This window comes from Nannocystis pusilla (assembly GCF_020073745.1).
Classification (GTDB): Bacteria; Myxococcota_A; Polyangia; order Nannocystales; family Nannocystaceae; genus Nannocystis; species Nannocystis radixulma.
In genome coordinates, this window is sequence record NZ_JAIRAU010000056.1 from 157,379 (window position 1) to 175,888 (window position 18,510).

Consider the following 18,510-nt stretch of genomic DNA (forward strand, 5'->3'; position numbering starts at 1 on the left):
AACGACCTGCAGATGGAGCTCAACGGCGAGTTCCCCGACCTGGGGATCGAGCTGCTCGGCGTCAACGGCGCCGGCCTCGAGACCGGGGTGCCGCAGATGGCCGCGGGCCGCTTCATCCCGCTCCTCCAGGACGTCGCCGAGGTCGACGCGTGGACGCAGTGGGAGGTGGTCTACCGCGACGTCATCATCCTCGACCGCGACGGCGTGCCCGTCGGCGTGTTCAACCTGACCGAGCACGACCTGTCGATGATGGGCGAGTACGAGGCCCTCAAGGGCATGCTGATCGACGTGGCGATGCTGTGAGGCGAGGTGACTCCGGAGACATGTCTATAAGAACATGTCTCCGGTGGCATGCCCGATCGTGCAGGTCGCTGCCCGGCGGCGCGAACGGCGTATTCCTGGCCCTGGAGCCGGGTGCCTGGAGGGGTCCTCGCGCGGGTCCGGGAGCACACCATGCGGGATTCGTACGACCTGCGCTCACCGTCTGCGGCGCGGAGGTGGCGAGCCTGTGCGCGAGCGGCCGCTCGCGTCGCCACGCACGAGGCCCGCTTCGCCGCCGGCGTGCGTCGCCGGCCTACAGGATCGCGGGGACGTCGGCGTGCGTCGGATCGCGACGGCGCTGTCGTCGCCGCAAAGAAAGTTTGCGCGGCTCTCGCGGCGGCTCCTATCATCCCGACCGATGGCAGAGCAGCAGAGCCCGTCGATCACGGTGGAGGGCGTCGAGTTCTCGTGGGACTTCGAGCGCGGGCTGATGCTGTGTTGGGGCCAGCCGGTCGTGTTGATGTGGACCGAGTCGACGATGGCGGGCTTCATGAGCGGCCTGCAGCGCATCCTCGGCACCGAGCGCTTCAACCTGGCCCTCGAGGGGTCCGGCCGCGAGAGCACCGAGGGCGAGTGGCGCGACATCATCCAGCGCATGCCGACCGTCGAGGAGGGCCTGTCGTTCGTCGGTCGGGCGATGCGCACGGTCGGCCTCGGCGAGTTCGAGCTGATCGAGCTCGACCGCGAGGCGCGGCGGATCCGCTTCCGCGTCACGCAGAGCTGGGAGGGCATCTACCAGCGCGCTCTCGGGGTCGACTGGGGCACGTGGTCGATCGCCGGCAAGCTCGCGGGCTACAGCGAGCGGATCCTCGGGGTCCCGTGCCAGGTCGTGCAGACCAGCTTCACCGCCCGCGGCGACGCCTTCGACGAGTTCGAGGTGACGCCGACCGAGCAGACCTACGCCGCACGAGTGGCCGCGATCGTCGACACCGAGGCGGCGACGCGCGAGGACCTGCGCGAGGCGCTCGCCCGCGTGCGCGACGAGGTGCGCGAGCGCCAGCGCGTCGAGGCCCGCCTGCGCGACGAGATCACGGAGCGCCAGCGCGTCGAGGACGAGCTGCGGGCCAAGCTCGAGCTGATCGAGCGCCAGGAGCAGGCGATCTCGGAGCTGTCGACGCCGATCCTGCAAGTGTGGCCCGGCATCGTCGCGCTGCCGATCGTCGGCCCCGTCGACGGCGAACGCGTGGCCCGCATGACGGAGAGCCTGCTGGCCCGGATCTCCCAGACGCACGCGCGCCACGTGATCCTCGACCTCACCGGCGCCGACGCGCTCGACGAGGCGGCCGCGGCCAACCTGCTGCGCATCGTCAGCGCGGCGCGGCTGCTCGGCGCGGCCTGTCTGCTGTCGGGCATCTCGCCGCGGATGTCGGCGACGCTCGTCGCCATCGACGCGCCGCTGGCTGGAGTGAGCGCGTTCGGCACGCTCGAGGCGGCGTTGCAGGCCGCGATCCGCAACCTGGGTTGAGGTGCAACCACGCGGCACATCGCCGCAGCGCGCGTCGTTCTCCGCAGGCAGAAGTGGCGCCGCGCGGCGAGCATCGCCTATCGTGGCGATGATCGAGGTGGACCATGGTGGAGCGTGCACGGTGGAGCGTGGTGACGGGCAAGACGTTGCGGGCCGCGGCGCTCGTGGGCGCCGCGACGCTGGGTTGTGACGCGCCGGAGGCGGCGCGGTCGCCGGAGCTGTTCGGCGTCCGGTGGGACGACGACGACGACGACGCGGAGCCGATCGGTCTGGCGATCGACCTCAAGAACGGGACCTCGGCGCCGCTGCGGCTGCACGCGGGGGCGCGGTTCTTCCTCGAGCAGGTCGACATCAGCACGGTGGTGACGAGCGCGGTCGACGAGGGCGTGAAGGGCCTCGATCTCAGCGGCGACTTCGCCCACGCGCTGTGGCTGGGGACGAAATTCGTCGAGCAGGAGACGGCGCAGCTGCCCGACGCCGCGGGCAAGTTCACGCGCAGCCGCTTCTACACCGGCGCGCTGTGGATGACGCTGCCGAGCGTCGTGCTGCTCGGCCAGCTCGACGAGGACGGCCACCCGATCGCGGCGCCGATCGTGATGTCGATCGGCAGCGACGGGCAGCGCCAGCCGGGCGACCACTTCTTCGTCCGCCGCCTGCGGGCGATCCAGCGGACGCTCGGCTGCCCGACGCCGACCGACTGCACGGGGGCGACGGGGTTCGAGGAGGAGGCGGTGGTCGAGCTGCGCAACGCGCTCAAGCAGACGCCGTCGTTCGCGCTGCACCCGGCGACCGCGGCGCTCGAGCTGCGATGGACCGCGAACCCGCTGCAGCGCTGGGTGATCCCGGTCGAGCAGGAGACGGACCCGGAGTACGCCTACGGGTTCCAGATCGACGTCGACGTGCTGACGCCGCCGGGGCCGGACGGGTGGTTCCTGCCGGGCCAGGAGCTGACGTTCCGGGTGACGCTGCGCGACGGCGAGGGCAACCGCCTCCACCCCGAGGGCTCGCTGCCGAGCTACAACGACGTGATCTTCGGCGACAACGAGGCGGGCTTCCAGTACTACCAGGGCTTCTTCGATCCGACCTGGGTGTACTGGCGCCGCAAGCACCGCGAGCGGACCTTCATCGCCCACTTCATGGGCCCGGCGCAGAACGTGCGGCCGATCCACAGCATCGTCCCGCTCGACCAGATCTTGAGCGAGGACGTGCAGCAGGTGGCCACGCTCGAGCAGGACGGGCTGTTCGACGTGTGGAAGGTGTTCCCGACCACCGACGGCGTGTTCGGCGGGGCCTTCGATCCGCAGCACCTCGGCTGGGCAGAGCCGGGCAGCGACACGTTCTCGGTGCAGCTGCCGGCGAACGCCCCGCCCGGGACGTATCGCCTGACGACCAAGGCGCGCCGCGTCTACCACGGCGAGGACCTCGCGTTCACGCGCACGATCGAGGTCCAGGTCGGCACCGCGACGCCGACATCGAAGACGCTCGAGACCGGCAACTGTCAATCGTGCCACAGCGAGGGCGGCTCGCTCGCGGCGGTGCTGCACCGCAACCCCAACCGCGGCACCTGCTACGGCTGCCACGCGCCGCTCGGGGTCGAGTACGACGCGCCGATCCACTCGCGCGTGCACTTCATCCACTCGCGCTCGAACCGCTTCGACGCCCAGGTGAAGCAGTGCGACACGTGCCACCTGACCGCCGCGAGCATCCAGCGGACCAGCAAGTCGGCGTGCCTGTCGTGCCACACGAGCTACCCGCAGAGCCACGTCGCCGCGTTCGGGCCGGTGAGCAGCATCTACGTCGGCGGGCAGGCCGAGTCGTTCACCCAGTGCACCGGCTCGTGCCACACGACGCACCCGAGCAGCGGGCTGTGAGTGGACGTCTTTCAGGGCATGTCGTGAAGGACATGACCAATAGGCCAGGAACGCGCGGGCGGACGCGGGCGACGACTCGGCGGCGGCCGCCCGCCGGCCTCGATCGGGGCTGCGCAGGCGCGACGATCGGTGCTACCCTGCGGCGGTGAACCCACGATCACTACTCTTCGCCGGGGCGCTCGCGCTCGCGGGCTGCGCCGAGGGCTCCGGGACGACGGGCATCGTCGGCTCGGGCGAGCCGGCGCCCGACTGGAAGCTCGTCGACGTGAACCCCGACTCGGCGACGCACGAGCAGGCGCGCGGGCCGAGCGACTACGCGGGGTCGGTGTCGGGCTGGTACTTCGCGCACGCGACTTGAGGGTACTGCCGTAGCCAGTTCGGCTACCTGAACGACCTGCAAGCGGAGCTCGACGGCGAGGACCCCGACCTGGGGATCGCGCTGCTCGGCGTCAACGAGCGCGGCCACGAGTCCGGGGTGCCCGAGATGGTCGCCGGCCGCGTCATCCCGTTCCTCCAGGACGTCCGCAAGGTCGACGCGTGGGGGCAGTGGGAGGTGACCTACCGCGACGTCATCATCCTCGACCGCGACGGCGTGCCCGTCGGCGTGTTCAACCTGACCGAGCACGACCTGTCGCGGATGGGCGAGTACGAGACGCTCAAGGGGATGCTGCTCGACGCGGCGAGGATGTGACACCGCGAGGCGCCACGCTCATGCGTCGGGAGGAGGGTCGAAGCGATAGGGCGTCCGCGCTGCCGACGGGCGCCGCGCGAACGCCTCGGCGAAGCGCACGAGCGCGGGGTAGGGCCCGGCGGGCAGCGTGCTCCGGAACGAGAGGTGCTCGACGAGGCAGAACAGCGTGACCTCGAACAGGCTCAGGTCGCGCGGCGAAGGGAGCGCGTCCAGGACGCTCGCCAGGTGCTCGTCGAGCCACCGGAGCGCGCCCTGGAAGCCTTGTCGCGCCTTGGTGAAGTAGAGGTTGTCGGCCGGCAGCTTGGCGACCACCGTGCCGAAGACGAGCTGCACCTGCGCGGCCATGCCGTGCCAGACGAGCTCCTGGGCGTTGCGGGCGACGTCGGCGCGGAGCTGCTCGGGCCACACGATCCGCAGCTTCGCGTCCGCGCCGTCGGCGAGCGCCCGGCAGATGTTCTCGGCGCCGAAGACGAGCGAGCCGGCCCGTCGCAAGGTCGGCAGCTTCAGCGCCGGGTTGCCGGCGTAGAGCGCGGGATCGACGACGGTCATGTCGTGGACCGGCACCAGCTCGAACGGGACGCCGAGCTCGTGGGCAAAGATGAGCGGCACTCGAGTGAAGTTCGAGCTGCTGCGCCCGATGATCTGCGCGGGCTTCGCCGCGCCTGCGTGGACATCCTGCATATCGACTCCGCGTTGGCGCCTCGAGCGTGCGCGCGGGGTGGTCCAGGAGAAAGGCCCAGTTTCACAAAATCGAGTGGACCAGTTCGGCGCCGGCCGGACAGTCGGTGCTCGTCAGCCCCGCGTCTCGCGCAGGGCCTTCTGCCACGGGGCGATCTCCAGCTTGAAGCGCTCGAGCGTGGTGCCCTTGAGCGGGGCACCGACCACGGCGGGGCGGCGGTCGCCGCCGGCGGCGAGGAGCAGCGGGTCGAGGACGGCGGCGTCGCCGTGCTCTTCGCGCCACAGCTCGAGGCGGACGCGGTCGGTGGCGGTCTTGCCGGAGTGGCCGGCGAGGGCGACGAGATCGCCCTGGCGGACCGGCTGGCCGGGGCGCAGGTCGCCGACGATCCGCGAGAGGTGGGCGTAGCGGGCCACGGTGCCGTCCTCGTGGGCGAGCTCGAGGACGAGGCCGGCGTCGCCTTGCTCGCCGAGGCTGCGGACCACGCCGTCGCCGAGGGCGACCACGGGCGCGCCCTCGGGGCGGCGGTAGAGCGCGCCGGAGCGGCCGGCCACGACCTCGACGGAGGGCGGCATCATCGCCCGCGCGCCGGGCTGGAGCGCGTGGAAGGCCAGCGGCGAGCGCAGCAGGGTGCGGCGGACCGGCTTGCCCTCGGCGTCGAAGTAGGCGGCCTGGCCGTTGCCGGTCTGGAAGCGGAAGGCGACGAAGCGGCCGGCCTCGCCGCGGAAGCGGACCGCCAGCAGGCTGCCGTAGCGGTGGAACTGCTTGCCGAGGAAGCGGCGCTCGATGACGAGGTCGATGCGGTCGCGCGGGCGGGCGTCGGCGACGAGGTCGACCTCGAACGCGAGGGCGGCGGCGATCCTGTCCGCGAGCTCGGGTCGCTCGCCAGCCTCGACGACGGCGGCGCGGAGATCGGCGTCGGACCCGAGCTCGAGGTGGACCGCGACGACGTCGCTGACCGGCGGGTGCTGGATCGCGCGCACCGTCATGCCGTTGCCGCCGCGACAGGCCTGCAGCAGCCGACCCTCGGATTGCTCGATCTCCAGCGCGAGGATCGCGCCACGGCGGTCGCTGGCGAGGCGCAGCGGGGCACCTGTCCCGGCGACCAGGCCGAGGTCGATGGTCGGGCGCAGCGCGGCCTCGAGGGCGTCGATCTCGGTCGCGGCGACGCCGAGCTCGAGCAGCGCGAGGCGCAGCGTGCGGCCCTTGTCGAGCGTCGTGGCCTGGTGGATCTGGTCGTGGAGGCCCTCGAAGATCCGCACCGGGTCGCCGCTGCAGGCCGACTCGGGGGTCTCGGCGAAGGCGCCCAGCGGGCCGTGGCCGCGCTCGTCGTGCTCGACGATCGCGGCGGCGCGCGGGGCCCCGAGCTCGAGCACGCTGGTGCCCTCGCGCCAGACGAACACGTAGAGGTTGACGACCGCGAGCAGCATCAGGAGCGCGACGGTGCGGTTGCGGGTCTTCCGCTCGACCGGGTCGACGTAGGCCTTGGCGGCCTTCTGCCGCTGCTCCTCGGTCATGCGCCGGTTCTTCGTCGTCCGCAGCGCCGGGCGGCCGGACGTCTGCAGGCCGAGCCACGCGCGCAGGCCCGCGGTTCGTCTGGTCGTCTTGCGCCGGCCCGTGGCCATCCGGCGGTTCTTGCTGCTGCGCACCAGGGCGGCGCTATCAGATCGCGCGGCGCGGGGGCAACATTTCGGGGAATTCGGGGCCGTAGGAGCCCGCTGGTGGGCTCGTTCGGGCTGTTCAACTGTGCAGGTCGCGCCGGCTTCGGTCGCGCGGTGCGAGGTCCTCGAGACGAATTTGACAGCGCGTGACTGCGCGCTCCGCCGCACGCCCATCGATGCGGACACGTTCATGGGCGCGCATGATCCGGCCGAGACCACGCGCTACTTCACGAGCGCCGCGCGCCCCGCGAGGCCGGTGTTTGGCTAGGATCCGCGGCGATGGCGAATATCCCGCTCGTGCTGACGTGCGCCGGACGGCGGATCGGCGTCGGCACCGACGAGTTCTCGATCGGCCGCACCCGCGACAACGACCTCCCGATCCGCAGCGGCAACGTGTCGCGCAAGCACTGCCGCATCGAACGCCGCGGCGAGAACTTCTACATCGTCGACCAGAACTCGACCACGGGCCTCGAGCTGCGCGGCTGCAGGGTCACCAACTACCGCATCGAGGACGGGGACGTGTTCCAGCTCGCCGACGACGTCACGGTCCGCTGCTCGCTGAGCCCGGCGCCGCTGACCGAGCTGCATTTGCCCGACCTGCGCGTGATCACGGTCGACCCGGGGCCGCTGCAGATCGCGGCCCAGGCGGCCGACCTGCGCCACCGCGAGGCGCTGCCGTTCGACGTCCGCGGCGTGCTGCTGGCCGGGCCCAAGGGCGCCACCGTGTTCTGGCGCGACGACGACACCGGCCGCTCCGGGTTCGCCCGCGGGGTCGAGTCGTACGTGTGGAACACGGCCGCGTTCCCGCTGCTGCGCGCCGACGCGGCCCCCGACGGCATCACGCTGCGGCTGCAGCCGTCGCGCCGGGCCGAGCCCGTGACCCTGTTCGAGACCTCGCGCGCCGAGGAGTCGACCTGGCGCGTCGTGCAGGACCTCGTCTACGTGGTGTCGCGGGTGTTCCCGGCCGGGGCCCGGACCGGCGACGAGATCGAGCGGCAGCTGACGTCGTCGCGGTTGTGATGCTTCACGCCCGCCCGGGCGGCGCGAGCTGACCGATCGGCCAGGTTCGGGACGCCGCGTCCGCGGGAACGAATGGCGCATAGGACATGCTCGTATGGGCATGTTTTAAAAAACATGCCCATACGAGCATGCCCGAAGGGACACGCATGCCGGTCACGCGCGCAGCAGGGCCTCGATGCGGGCGCGCGGCTGGTTGCCGACGATCTGGCCGATCGGCTTGCCGTCGCGGAACGCGACCAGGGTCGGGACGCTGCGCACGCTGAACTGCTGGGCCAGCGCCTGGCTCTCGTCGACGTCGACGCTGAGGACCAGGAGGTCGCTGCGGTCGCGGGCGATCGCGTCGAGGGTCGGTTGCAGCGCGCGGCACGGCGGGCACCAGGCGCCGGCGAACTTCACGAGGACCACGGGGGCGGCCGCGACGTCGGCGGCGAACGAGGCGTCATCGGTGCGGCGCGAGGAATTGGGCGAGTTCGTCATCTGCGAGCGTTCCTTTGTCATGGCTCGCCGATGCAGTGCGCCGGGGCGGGGCGGGTGTGTCACGCGATTCGAGGGCCGCGCGCAGGAGCTTGCGGGCGCGCTTGAGGCGGCTGCGCACGGCGTCGGACGTGAGCGAGAAGCGCTCGGCGATCTCGACGCTGGTCAGGCCCTCGGCGGCGAGGAGGAACGCCAGGCGATCGGTGCGCGACAGCGACATGAGCGCGTCGCCGAGGGTCGCGCCGAGCTCGCGGCGCTCGGCGACGACGGCCGGGTCGTCGCAGGTGCACGGCACGTCGGCCACCTCGGCCGCGGGCGCGGCCCTGCGGTTCATGCGCCAGCAGGTGCGGGCCACCAGCGTCGACAGCCACGCGAGCGGCGAGCCCTCGCCGCGGAAGCCGGTCATCGCCGTGCCTGCCGCGAGCAGGGCCTGCTGCACCGCGTCCTCGGCGTCCTCGCGCAGGTCGCAGCGGCGGCGGGCCACCGCCAGCAGGCGATCGCCGTAGGCCCGCGCCAGGTGGTCGAGCGCGCGCAGGTCGCCGGTCTGCATCAGCTCGAGCAGCGTCTCGACGGGCGCACCGGGCGGGGACGGGGGCATGTCGGGGTGGTGCGCGCTCCGGTTCGGAGTGTGTCAGAAAAAATGCGCCGGGCGTGGCGCGCGGCCGCGCCCGGCCATCCGGATCCGCCCGGCGAGGGCAGGGTATCAGCCGAGCCCGAGGTCCTTGAGCGCGGCCATGGCGGCGTTGTGGCCGCCGCAGCCGATCACGCCGCCGCCGGGGTGGGTGCCGGCGGAGGCGGCGTAGAGGCCGGCGATCGGCTGGCGGTAGGGCACGCGCTGGTCGAAGCCGTAGGTGTTGTCGACGTGGAGGATGTGGCCGCGGGTGATGCCGAAGTGCTGCTCGATCTTCGGCGGGTGGAGGACGAAGGTGTCGACCACCAGGTCGCTGGTGCCGGGGGCGAAGCGGTCGCAGATCGACAGCAGGTGCTTGACGTAGCGGCTCTCCTCCTGCTCCCAGGTGGTGCCGGCCAGCGCGTAGGGCACCCACGACACGAACAGGGCCGAGTTGTGGTGGCCCTGGCCGTCGCGCATCGTCGGGTCGACGGTGGTGTGGATGTACCAGTCGATGACCGGGAAGTCGGGCAGCTTGCCCTGCTGCACCGCGCGGAACGACTCGCCGAAGCTGCGGATCACGACCTCCTCGTCGGGCAGGAGGTGGATCGTCGGGCCGTACTGGCCGCGGTCGACCGGGAGGCAGGTGAACTGCGGCAGGCCCTTGAGCGCGAGGTTGACCTTGAGCGAGGTGCCGTCGCGGCGCATGCCGTCGAGGCGGGTGTTGTAGTCGGCGGGGAAGTTGTCGCGGCCGGCGAGGTCGCGCATGCGGAACGGGTCGGCGCCGACCAGCACGACCCTGGCGCGCAGCTCCTCGCCCTTGTGCGTCAGGACGCCGACGGCGACGCCGTTCTCGACCAGGATCTGCTTGACCCCGGCGTTGGTGTCGATGACCGCCCCGGCCGCGCGCGCGGCCTCGGCGAACTTCTTGCTGATGGTGCCCATGCCGCCCTCGACCAGCATCCACGTGCCGCCGGCGCCGGGCAGGCGGCACATGTTGTGGACGAGGAAGTTCATGCCGGTGCCGGGCGTGTCCCAGGTGCCGTAGACGCCGGTGAAGCCGTCGGTCGAGGCGTACATCGCCCGGATCAGGTCGCTCTTGAACGGGAAGCGGTCGATGTAGTCGCCGACTGGCTTTCGGCACAGGTCGACAAAGACCTGTCGCAAGGAGCTACGGACGTAGCGCTCGGCGGTGTCCTCGAGCGACAGCGGCTCGTGGAACCACGACGGCGCGAGGTCGTCGCGCAGCTGGGCGAGCTCGGCCTGCATGGCCTGGTCGGCGTGCCAGTCGGCCTCGGACGAGAAGGCGGCGTACTGGCGCCGCGTCTCCTCGGGGTCGGAGCCGAGCAGGAGGTAGCGGCCGCTGGTGGTCGGCAGGAAGTAGTGAGGATCGCGCCGCTTGAGCGGGAGGTCGACGCCGAGGATCTTGAGCAGCTCCGGCTGCATCAGCCCGAGCAGGTAGGCGCCGGTCGAGATCGCCAGGTCGGGGGCGCGCGCGAACGGCTTCTCGGTGCGGACGGCGCCGCCGACGACCTCTTTCTCCTCGAGCACCCGCACCCGCAGGCCGCGCCTGGCGAGCAACACCGCCGCGACCAGCCCGTTGTGGCCGGCGCCGACGACGATCACGTCCGTGTCCGTCTTCATGGCCGGCACCATACTCAATGCCCGTCGCCCGCGCGACCGGTCGTGGCAGCCACGGCGCGCACGAGCGCCGCTAACGCTGTTCGAGCGCGATCTTGCCGGCCGTCGAGGGCGGGCGCGCGGCGATCCACGCGAGCAGCGCGCTCGCGATCAGCGCCAGCCCGACGGTGAGGCCCCACCACAGCCCGGCCACGCCCTCGCCGCGCCCGAACGCCAGCCAGTAGGCGAGCGGCAGGGCGACCGCGTAGTAGCCGGCGAAGTTGACCAGCGCGGCCTTGCGGGTGCGCCCCATGGCGCGCAAAACCCCGAAGCCGACCACCTGGATGCCGTCGAAGATCTGGAACGTCGCGGCGATCGGCAGGCTGGCGACCGCGAGCGCGTAGACCTCGGCGTCGGCGTCGAACAGCGCCGGCAGCACGCGGCGCAGGCCGAACATCAGCGCCGCCGAGACGCTCATGACACCTGCCCCCAAGGCCAGGGCGACTCGGGCCGCGCGGTCGGCCTCGCGCGGGCGGTCGGAGCCGAGCAGGTTGCCGACGCGGGTGACCGCGGCCATGCCGATCCCGACCGGCAGCATGAAGGCGCACGAGGCGAGGTTGAGGACGATCGTGTAGGCGGCGAGCTGGGCGTCGCCGAGCCAGCCGGCGAACAACATCGCCCCCTGGAAGGCCCAGATCTCGAGCGCGAGCTGGATGCCGATGCCGAGGCCGACCCCGACGATCGTCGCCAGCGCCTCGCGGTCGAGCGCGGCGCGCGACCACGGCGTCCAGGCGCCGTGGTAGAGGCCGCGGCGGACGATGAGCCACGCCAGCGTCGCGGCCATGACCACGCGCACCACGCCGGTCGAGATGCCGGCGCCGACGGCCCCGAGCGCGGGCAGGCCGAGCGCGCCGAAGATCAGGACGTAGTTGAGGCCGACGTTGACGACGTTGGCCGCGACCATGACCAGGAGCGCGGGGCTGGTGATCCCGCGGCCCTGCAGGTACGAGCGCATGGCCACGTAGAGCAGCACCGCCGGCGCGCCGGGCAGCTGCGCGAGCACGTAGTCGTGGGCCTGGGCGGCGAGGTGCGGCGCCTGGCCGAGCAGGATCAGGCCGGGGCCGGCGAGGGTCCACAGCAGCACCACCGGCACGCTGACGAGCGCCGCGAGCACCAGGCCGCGCTGCAGCGACAGGCCCAGCGTGCGGCCGTCGCCGGCGCCGTGGGCCTGGGCGATGAAGGGGTCGATGCCGAGGACCACGCCCATGCCGATCGTCAGCACCGCGAAGCTCCACAGGCCGCCGAGCGCCGCGGCGTCGAGCGCCTCGCGACCGACGCGCCCGAGCATGAGCATGTCGACGATGCCCAGCAGCATGTTGCCGAGCTGGGTCAGGGCCAGCGGCACGGCGAGGACGGCCAGCCGCCTCAGCTCTGCGACGACCTCGCGCACAGGAGGTGTCTCTTAGCGCAGGCGCAGCCGCGCCGACCGCCGCGTCCGCGTGCCGATGCGCACGCGCGGCCGGCTGCGCCGCGCTCGCAGGCGATCCGGGCTAAGCTCCTCGCGTGCGCCGCAGCATCCCCGAGCAGGACCACACCACCGGCCGCGACGAGCGCCCGAGCTTCACGTTCTCGCCGATCGGCGTGGTGCGCTCGCCCTACACCGAGCGGTTCGGCACCCCGCGCCAGCCGACGATCACCACCCAGGTCAAGGAGGACCGCGCGCTGCCCGGGCGCATCGAGCTGCTGCCGGAGTTCGCCGCGGGGCTCGCCGACCTGGCGGAGTTCGAGCGGATCTGGTGCGTGTTCGTGTTCCACCTCAATCAGGGATATGGCCTGAAGGTCAGGTCGCCGCGCGACCCGGGCCGCGCCGTCGGCCTGTTCTCCACCCGCGCGCCGCACCGGCCGTGCGCGATCGGCCTGTCGTGCCTGCGCGTCACCGCGGTCGAGGGCCGCGACGTGCACGTGCTCGGGCTCGACATCCTCGACGGCACGCCCGTGCTCGACATCAAGCCGTACGTGCCCTACGCCGACGCGTTCCCCGAGGCCCGCGCCGGCTGGCTCGAGGGCCGCGTGCAGGACGAGCCCGACCAGTTCCGCCCGCGCTGAAGGGGTCTGCGGGACATGTCCGTTGGGGCATGTCCCGAGAACATTGATAAGAATAGGCGACATGCGATCGGCGAATCGTTGTGGCGGGCGTCACGGCGTACGGCAGAGCCCGCTGTGGCCGTAAAACCCGGTCTGCGGGCGCGTCGGGGCCTGAAAGCCGCAGGCGTCGGGTCGCGACCGCAACATGCCAAGACGTTTCGCGAATGCGCGAAGTCGTCTATGCTGGCCCCGGAGTCAACACCATGCACAAGCACACAGTCAGTGTCTCCGTCGGCGCGTTCGCGCTGGCGCTGCTGCTGCCGGCGGCCGGACGGGCCGACCTGCCCCCGGGACCACCACCCGTGACCGCGGCGGCCGAGGCGCCGGCGACGGCCTCGGCCTCCATCAAGATCACCGACGAGGAGGCGCTCAGCGACGACATCCTCGCCGTCATCGACCTGCCGCTGGCCGCCGCCGACGCGCGCGCGGCCGGGGTGCCCGAGGCCGACCTGAAGGAGGCGCTCACCGTGACGCAGGAGGTCGGCCTCGGCGCCGGCGAGGCCAGCGACCTCGTCGCCGAGGAGGCCGAGGCCACCGTCAAGCGCGGCAAGGCCAGCGCGGGCTTCGGCAAGTGGGTCCGCGTCCAGGTGGCGTCGGGCCTGCACGGCAAGAAGCTGGCGGCCAAGATCAAGGACCGCAAGGAAGACACCAAGGAGCTGTCGGCCGAGGAGGCCGACAAGCTCAAGGTCAAGCTCGACGAGCTGGCGCAGAAGAACAACGACCGCCGGGCCAAGCTGCTCGAGAAGCGGCAGGAGCTGCTGGCCAAGGGCCAGAAGAAGATCTTGCTGGCCAAAGATCGCCACGACAAGCGCCTGGAGAAGCTCGCGGCCTCGTCGGCGGAGATCACCGAGAAGAGCGGGCAGGTCGAGCTGCGCCTGCGCGAGATCGAGGCCAAGCTGCCGACCGCCAGCGGCGGCGAGAAGGCCGCGCTCGAGGCCGAGCAGAAGCGCCTGCAGAAGATGGGCGAGAAGCTCGACAAGGCCGAGGAGAAGCTCGACGAGAAGCTCGACAAGGCCGAAGACAAGCAGGACGACAAGCTCGGCAAGATCTCCGACAAGGTGGAAAAGCGCGAGGAGAAGCTGGAGAAGCGCGAGGAGAAGCTCGACATGAAGGCCGCCGAGGCCGAGGGCAAGGCCGAGGGCAAGGCCGGCGCCAGGAAAGACAAGGCTGCGACCCCGCAGTGAAGGAAGGAGCACACGTCATGCATCACTCCAGCACTCCATTCATTGGTATGGGTCGATTCGTCGCGGCGGCGCTGTGCGCGGCCGCGCTCGCGCTGCCGGCCTGCGGCGGCGAGGCCAAGAAGACCGAGGTCACCAAGACGACCAAAGTCGAGACCAAGACCACCCCCGTCGCCAAGACCGAGCCGAAGGCCGACGAGCCGGCGCCGAAGCCCGAGGAGCCGGTCAAGCCCGACCCGGCCCAGGAGAAGGTCCAGATCGCCGCGGCCGTCGCCAAGGAGATCGCGGCCGACCCCGAGCACGCCGACGACGTGCTCACCAAGCACGGCCTCGACCGCGCCAAGCTCGACGCGATGATGTTCGAGATCGCCGCCGACCCGGCGCTGACCGAGGCCTACATGGCCGCGCGCAAGACCAGCTGAGCCGCGCTTCAGCGGCGTGAAAGAGGAGGGCCGGACGACTCGCGGGGCGAGTCGTTCGGCCCTCGCACAATTCGAGCCGTCCGGGCGCGGCGCTCGGCCATGCGACAGCGCCGGCCTGTCCTGGCGACGCGGCAATGACGAGGCGTGGTAGTGACACCGACGAGCGACGGGGCCGCCGGCGGGGACAGATCCGCGCCGTCGCGGCGCGATTCGGGTCGTACGGCCTGCGTGGCGTCCGCCGGGGCCGCCGAGGCCGGCAGCGGCGCCGGCGAGGCGCGCGCGCCTCCGCCTTTCTGCGCTGGATCACCATCCGCTGTGCGCGGGCGGCACCACCGTCGAACTCGCGGCCGGTGCCGCCATTCGCACGTGCAGCCGCGGACCGGCGCAGACGGCGGAGCAACCGGGCAAGCCCGATCGGCCCGGCGCGTGATCCGCCCCACCCGGCGGGCGAGGCGACGGCCGGGCTTTGCCACCTTGTTCGTGACCGCGTCGGAGCCCGCGGAGAAGAGGAGCGCGAGCAGGCCCAATGATCGGACCACCACGTACGCGGCGACATCGTCCGCCGTCCACCGTCGGATCGGCGCTTCGCCGGATCGACGCGAGGTCCCGCCTGCGCCCTCTCGGCATTCATCCATGAGTGCACGCGCCGCTCCGACGCGGTCGCTTCATATCACGTCGATCCGCGCCGATTAGCCTGTCGCCTTCGTCGAATCGTAGTCGTGCCCCGCCGGCGGCTTATCGCCCGGCGCGGCGGTGTTGTTCGGAACCCCGGAGTGATTGCCATGCATGCGACACACAGGCGCGGACGCGTCGTGGACCATCGGCTCGGCCGCCTGCTCGCGCCGCTGTGCCTCGCGCTGGCGTGTTCGGGCGTCGACGATCACGGCGACGCCCACCACGTCGCCGACAGCGACGACGGGACCGCGTCGCCCTCGCCCGCGATCGAGGCCCCGTATCTGGTCGGCGAGCTGTCGTGCGAGGAGCCGTCGGCGGCCGGCGCGGTCGAGCGCGAGCTCTCGCCGGACGAGGAGACCGAGCTGCCGCCGCCGTCCGGCCTGACCGAGCTGCTGGCGCAGATCCGGCAGCAGGGCGGGCGCCCGACGCTGCACTTCGACACGCGCGCCGCGGGCCGCCTGCTCAACGTCCGCGTGCCGGTGCGCGTCCACCAGGTCCGCCGCGTCGCCGACGCGAGCGACGACGACGTCGCGCTCGACCTCGGCGCGTTGACCGTGCATCTGACCCACCAGGCCGGGACCGCCCGCGGCGCGCCCGAGCTGGTGTTGCCGGCCACCTTGCCTTTGGACCAGGCCGTCGTCCTCAAGACCTACACCCGCGCCGCGGGCGAGGACGGGCTGGGCCGGGCGACGCTGGCGATGGTGTCGGTGTTCGACCGCCGCGACGAGCACGCCGGGCCGGTCGCGACCCTGGCGATCGACGACCAGGTCCCGCAGGCGCGCGAGGCCGACTGCGACGCGCTCGCCTATGAATTGGCGTCGGAGGTGCCGCCGGTCGCGGTCAGCTTCCCGCCGCTGTCGAGCTGCACCGTCGACGAGTGCGCCAAGACCCGCGCGGCCTGGCTGCGCGCCAACCACGACCTGCACCGCGTGCGCCAGATGCTCGACTTCATCGCCGCCAGCCCCCCCGAGGACCGGCCGTACCTGTGGGCCGCGGAGGGCGGGTCGGAGGGCGGCGAGCGGCTGATGAGCTACGAGAGCGACGACGTCGGCCCCAACACCGCGCTGGCGTTCTACTTCGGGCCCTACGCCGAGTATCGGTTCAAGGCCATCCGCGTCGCCTACGACCGGCTGTGGCGCACCTTCCACGACCACGAGGTCGGCGGCCTCGAGCTCGACATCGAGTGCACGCCCGACGGGCCCGGCGACATCTGCAACACCACCAGGCCGGGCGGCCACCACGCGGTCAAGAGCAACATGAAGCTGTGCGAGAAGGCCTATACGACGCCGAGCCAGGTGTTCGACGTGCCGCGCCTGGTGCTCCACGAATCGATGCACCACATGTTCGTGCCGTGGAAGGACAACGTCGCCCGGCTGTCGCCGATCATGGACACGCACACCCACGGCCACGGGGGCCTGTGCGCCGGCAAGCTGGTGACCGACAAGGGCTACGGCCTGAAGAAGATCAAGCACCTCGCCGCGTACGAGAACGACCGCGGCGACGATTGCTGGCACAACAACTTCGCGTTCCGCAACAACGACACGTTCGCCTACGCGGCCGCGACGATCGGTACCTACATTCGCTTCGGCTTCCTGGCCCGCTGGCCGCTCGAGCAGGCGCCCGAGCACGAGGACAACCTCCCCGACCCCGAATGCGGCATGCCGGGCGTGAACACGCCGCCGCCCGGCTTCAACGACCCGCTCAGCAAATGCTACAAGTCGGGCGGCCAGCTGGTGTGTCCGGGCGCCCACTCGCCGGGCGACCTCGACATCGGGGTGATCTGCGCGCCCCGGTGAGCGCGGCGCGTCACTTGTCCGCCTGGGCCTCGAAGCGACCGATCACCCGCCCGAGGTCCTCGCGCAGGCAGCCGATGCAGTCGCGGGCGACGAACCAGTCGCGGCAGCCGTTCTTCGGCGTCTTGGCGACCATCTGCAGGCCGGGCAGGGCCCGCGGGTCGCCGGCTTCCTCGATCTTCAGCAGCACCGGGCGCTTGTCCTCGCAGCGCGACAGCTTCTCGAGCCACGCGAGGTTGCGGATGTACTCCGGGATGTCGGCCTTGTCGGCCTCGCTCGCGCCCGTGATCGCCTCCGCGGCCTTCTTGCGCGCCTTGTTGCCCGTGCCCGACAGCAGCACCTGGGCCGGCTCGGCGAACGCCGCCGGGATCTCCGCCAGGACCTCCGGCGGCGGCGGCGGCGGCTCGGGCTTGGCCTCCGGCTTGGCCTCGGGCTTGGCCTCCGGCTTGCCCGGCTTGTCGCCCTTGCCCTTGCCCTTGCCCGGCTCCGGGGCCGGCGTCTCGGGGGCCGCGACCGCCGCCGCCGGCGCGTCGGGCTCGCTGTGACGACCGCATTGATACACGAGCACGAGCACCAGCAGCGCCAGCGCGGCCGCCCCGTAGCGGAACAGCTGCGGCCGCTGGAAGGCCAGCGTGCGCAGGCGCAGCTGCCACGCCGGTATCCCCGGCGGACCCGCGATGAGCGTGCCGCCCGGGGTCGAGAACTCGGGCCGCGGCCCCGCCCAGCTGGCCGCGGTGGGCGCGTGCGACATGCTGATCGGGCCGGTGGACGGCCGCAGGTCGGGCCCGGTGCTGTGGATCGAGTCACCGCCGCTGAAGGCCAGCCGCCGCAGCTCGTCGCGCATCGCCGCCGCCTGCGCCGGCCGGTTGTCGGGGGCGGGGGAGATCAGCTGCGCCGCGAGATCGGACAGGGCGTCGGGGACCTGCCCCGGAAGCATGTCGCGCAGCGTAGGCGCCGAGCCCGCCAGTTGGCGGGCGAACAGCGCCGTCAGGCTGTCGCCCTGCCACAGCCGCTGGCCGGTCGTGCACTCCCACAGGATCACCCCGAGCGCGTAGAGGTCGACCCGGTGGTCGATCGACTGGCCCACCGCCTGCTCCGGCGCCATGTAGCCCGGCGTGCCGATGATCGCCCCCATGCGCGTGATCGGCTGCGAGGCGTCGACGACCGCGCCGTCACCTGTCTCCCCGGACAGGCGAGCGATGCCGAAGTCGACGACGCGGGCGTGGAACGAGCCGTCGTCGCGCTGCTCGAGCAGGATGTTGTCGGGCTTGAGGTCGCGATGGATGATGCCCACCGCGTGGCAGGTGGCCAGCGCATCGGCGATCTGCCCGCCGAGCTCGGCGACCTGCCGCCACGGCAGCGGTCCGCGCTCGAGCCGCTTGGCCAGGCTCTCGCCGCGGACCAGCTGGATCACGAGGTACGCGCCGCCGTCGGGCAGGTGCCCGTAGTCCATCGCGCTGGCCACGTGCGGGTGATCGATCTGCGCCGTCGCCAGCGCCTCGCGGGCGAACCGCGCCTCGGCCTGCCCGTCGCCCGCGAACTCGGCGCGGATCGTCTTCAGGGCCACGAGCTTGCGCAGCTTGAGGTGCTCGGCGACGAACACCGCCCCCATGCCGCCCTCGCCGAGGACCTCGACGACCCGGTAGCGCTCGTCGATGAGCCGCCCGATCCACAGCCCGGACAGCTCGCCCTCCGGGCTCGGCGGGGCGCTCGGCTCGGTGCTCACCAAGGCGCGGCCTCCAGGTCGTGGGGGGACATGGCGGGGCGGAGTATACCCCGGCCTGCCGCGGGAAAAGTCTGTCTCTTCGGACAGGCCACCCCGGTTGCACGTGCTCCGCGCCACATCCGTGGAACACCCCCCGGACCCACCGAGCATCCCCGCGCC

The 18,510-nt window shown here is 72.1% G+C and carries 17 protein-coding genes; 10 read left to right on the plus strand and 7 right to left on the minus strand.

What is annotated here, in order from left to right:
- The first annotated feature begins 12 nt into the window (after positions 1 to 12).
- The 5 genes from K7C98_RS38420 to K7C98_RS38440 all read left to right on the plus strand — a co-directional run bounded on the left by K7C98_RS38420 (position 13) and on the right by K7C98_RS38440 (position 4,348).
- On the plus strand, positions 13 to 303 hold the full coding sequence (locus K7C98_RS38420; RefSeq protein ID WP_224196890.1) for a hypothetical protein: 291 nt from the start codon (positions 13 to 15) through the stop codon (positions 301 to 303).
- Positions 304 to 679: 376 nt separating this feature from the next.
- Positions 680 to 1,786: an STAS domain-containing protein gene (locus tag K7C98_RS38425; RefSeq protein ID WP_224196891.1), complete on the plus strand. Its 1,107-nt coding sequence runs from the start codon at positions 680 to 682 to the stop codon at positions 1,784 to 1,786.
- A gap of 104 nt (positions 1,787 to 1,890) precedes the next feature.
- Complete coding sequence (locus K7C98_RS38430) at positions 1,891 to 3,657, plus strand: cytochrome c3 family protein (RefSeq protein ID WP_224196892.1); 1,767 nt, start codon at positions 1,891 to 1,893, stop codon at positions 3,655 to 3,657.
- Between the two features lie 145 nt (positions 3,658 to 3,802).
- On the plus strand, positions 3,803 to 4,015 hold the full coding sequence (locus tag K7C98_RS38435; protein WP_224196893.1) for a hypothetical protein: 213 nt from the start codon (positions 3,803 to 3,805) through the stop codon (positions 4,013 to 4,015).
- A 117-nt stretch (positions 4,016 to 4,132) separates the two neighbouring features.
- Positions 4,133 to 4,348 (plus strand): hypothetical protein, encoded by a 216-nt coding sequence (locus tag K7C98_RS38440; protein WP_224196894.1) that lies wholly within the window; start codon positions 4,133 to 4,135, stop codon positions 4,346 to 4,348.
- A gap of 18 nt (positions 4,349 to 4,366) precedes the next feature.
- On the opposite strand, the gene K7C98_RS38445 is transcribed toward K7C98_RS38440, so the two are convergent.
- Both K7C98_RS38445 and K7C98_RS45265 read right to left on the minus strand, forming a co-directional pair.
- Positions 4,367 to 5,029 carry a glutathione S-transferase family protein gene (locus K7C98_RS38445; protein ID WP_224196895.1) on the minus strand — a complete coding sequence of 221 codons (663 nt, stop codon included), beginning with the start codon at positions 5,027 to 5,029 and terminating at the stop codon, positions 4,367 to 4,369.
- 111 nt (positions 5,030 to 5,140) lie between these two features.
- Entirely contained in the window at positions 5,141 to 6,673 is a 1,533-nt protein-coding gene (locus K7C98_RS45265; protein WP_224196896.1) for a M23 family metallopeptidase, read from the minus strand.
- Between the two features lie 291 nt (positions 6,674 to 6,964).
- On the opposite strand from K7C98_RS45265, the gene K7C98_RS38455 reads away from it, so the two are divergent.
- On the plus strand, positions 6,965 to 7,705 hold the full coding sequence (locus tag K7C98_RS38455) for an FHA domain-containing protein (RefSeq protein WP_224196897.1): 741 nt from the start codon (positions 6,965 to 6,967) through the stop codon (positions 7,703 to 7,705).
- A 153-nt stretch (positions 7,706 to 7,858) separates the two neighbouring features.
- Here the strand turns inward: K7C98_RS38455 and K7C98_RS38460 are convergent, their stop codons facing one another.
- The 4 genes from K7C98_RS38460 to K7C98_RS38475 all read right to left on the minus strand — a co-directional run bounded on the left by K7C98_RS38460 (position 7,859) and on the right by K7C98_RS38475 (position 11,859).
- Positions 7,859 to 8,182, minus strand: a complete 324-nt coding sequence (locus K7C98_RS38460; RefSeq protein ID WP_224196898.1) for a thioredoxin family protein — start codon at positions 8,180 to 8,182, stop codon at positions 7,859 to 7,861.
- The gene (locus K7C98_RS38465; protein ID WP_224196899.1) at positions 8,145 to 8,777 is read right to left on the minus strand and encodes an RNA polymerase sigma factor; all 633 of its coding nucleotides are present in this window, start codon (positions 8,775 to 8,777) and stop codon (positions 8,145 to 8,147) included. Before K7C98_RS38465 ends, K7C98_RS38460 begins: the two co-directional genes overlap by 38 nt.
- 105 nt (positions 8,778 to 8,882) lie before the next feature.
- Entirely contained in the window at positions 8,883 to 10,433 is a 1,551-nt protein-coding gene (locus tag K7C98_RS38470) for a phytoene desaturase family protein (RefSeq protein WP_224196900.1), read from the minus strand.
- 70 nt (positions 10,434 to 10,503) lie between these two features.
- Complete coding sequence (locus K7C98_RS38475; protein ID WP_224196901.1) at positions 10,504 to 11,859, minus strand: MATE family efflux transporter; 1,356 nt, start codon at positions 11,857 to 11,859, stop codon at positions 10,504 to 10,506.
- A gap of 113 nt (positions 11,860 to 11,972) precedes the next feature.
- On the opposite strand from K7C98_RS38475, the gene tsaA reads away from it, so the two are divergent.
- From tsaA to K7C98_RS38495, 4 genes are all read left to right on the plus strand, one after another.
- Positions 11,973 to 12,515, plus strand: coding sequence for a tRNA (N6-threonylcarbamoyladenosine(37)-N6)-methyltransferase TrmO (gene tsaA, locus K7C98_RS38480; RefSeq protein WP_224196902.1), 543 nt, complete (start codon positions 11,973 to 11,975; stop codon positions 12,513 to 12,515).
- 242 nt (positions 12,516 to 12,757) lie between these two features.
- Complete coding sequence (locus K7C98_RS38485; protein WP_224196903.1) at positions 12,758 to 13,738, plus strand: hypothetical protein; 981 nt, start codon at positions 12,758 to 12,760, stop codon at positions 13,736 to 13,738.
- 47 nt (positions 13,739 to 13,785) lie between these two features.
- Positions 13,786 to 14,157 carry a hypothetical protein gene (locus K7C98_RS38490; protein ID WP_224196904.1) on the plus strand — a complete coding sequence of 124 codons (372 nt, stop codon included), beginning with the start codon at positions 13,786 to 13,788 and terminating at the stop codon, positions 14,155 to 14,157.
- An 812-nt stretch (positions 14,158 to 14,969) separates the two neighbouring features.
- On the plus strand, positions 14,970 to 16,628 hold the full coding sequence (locus tag K7C98_RS38495; protein ID WP_224196905.1) for a hypothetical protein: 1,659 nt from the start codon (positions 14,970 to 14,972) through the stop codon (positions 16,626 to 16,628).
- 10 nt (positions 16,629 to 16,638) lie between these two features.
- Here the strand turns inward: K7C98_RS38495 and K7C98_RS38500 are convergent, their stop codons facing one another.
- The gene (locus tag K7C98_RS38500; protein ID WP_224197142.1) at positions 16,639 to 18,351 is read right to left on the minus strand and encodes a serine/threonine-protein kinase; all 1,713 of its coding nucleotides are present in this window, start codon (positions 18,349 to 18,351) and stop codon (positions 16,639 to 16,641) included.
- Positions 18,352 to 18,510: the final 159 nt, after the last annotated feature.

Bases quoted from the DNA above. Each gene is read 5' to 3' on its own strand.
- K7C98_RS38465 (WP_224196899.1), bottom strand. From the start codon at position 8,777: ATGCCCCCGTCCCCGCCCGGTGCGCCCGTCGAGACGCTGCTCGAGCTG.
- K7C98_RS38490 (WP_224196904.1), top strand. From the start codon at position 13,786: ATGGGTCGATTCGTCGCGGCGGCGCTGTGCGCGGCCGCGCTCGCGCTG.
- K7C98_RS38420 (WP_224196890.1), top strand. From the start codon at position 13: ATGGAGCTCAACGGCGAGTTCCCCGACCTGGGGATCGAGCTGCTCGGC.
- K7C98_RS38460 (WP_224196898.1), bottom strand. From the start codon at position 8,182: ATGACGAACTCGCCCAATTCCTCGCGCCGCACCGATGACGCCTCGTTC.
- K7C98_RS38485 (WP_224196903.1), top strand. From the start codon at position 12,758: ATGCACAAGCACACAGTCAGTGTCTCCGTCGGCGCGTTCGCGCTGGCG.
- K7C98_RS38430 (WP_224196892.1), top strand. From the start codon at position 1,891: ATGGTGGAGCGTGCACGGTGGAGCGTGGTGACGGGCAAGACGTTGCGG.
- K7C98_RS38455 (WP_224196897.1), top strand. From the start codon at position 6,965: ATGGCGAATATCCCGCTCGTGCTGACGTGCGCCGGACGGCGGATCGGC.
- K7C98_RS38470 (WP_224196900.1), bottom strand. From the start codon at position 10,433: ATGAAGACGGACACGGACGTGATCGTCGTCGGCGCCGGCCACAACGGG.
- K7C98_RS38445 (WP_224196895.1), bottom strand. From the start codon at position 5,029: ATGCAGGATGTCCACGCAGGCGCGGCGAAGCCCGCGCAGATCATCGGG.
- K7C98_RS38425 (WP_224196891.1), top strand. From the start codon at position 680: ATGGCAGAGCAGCAGAGCCCGTCGATCACGGTGGAGGGCGTCGAGTTC.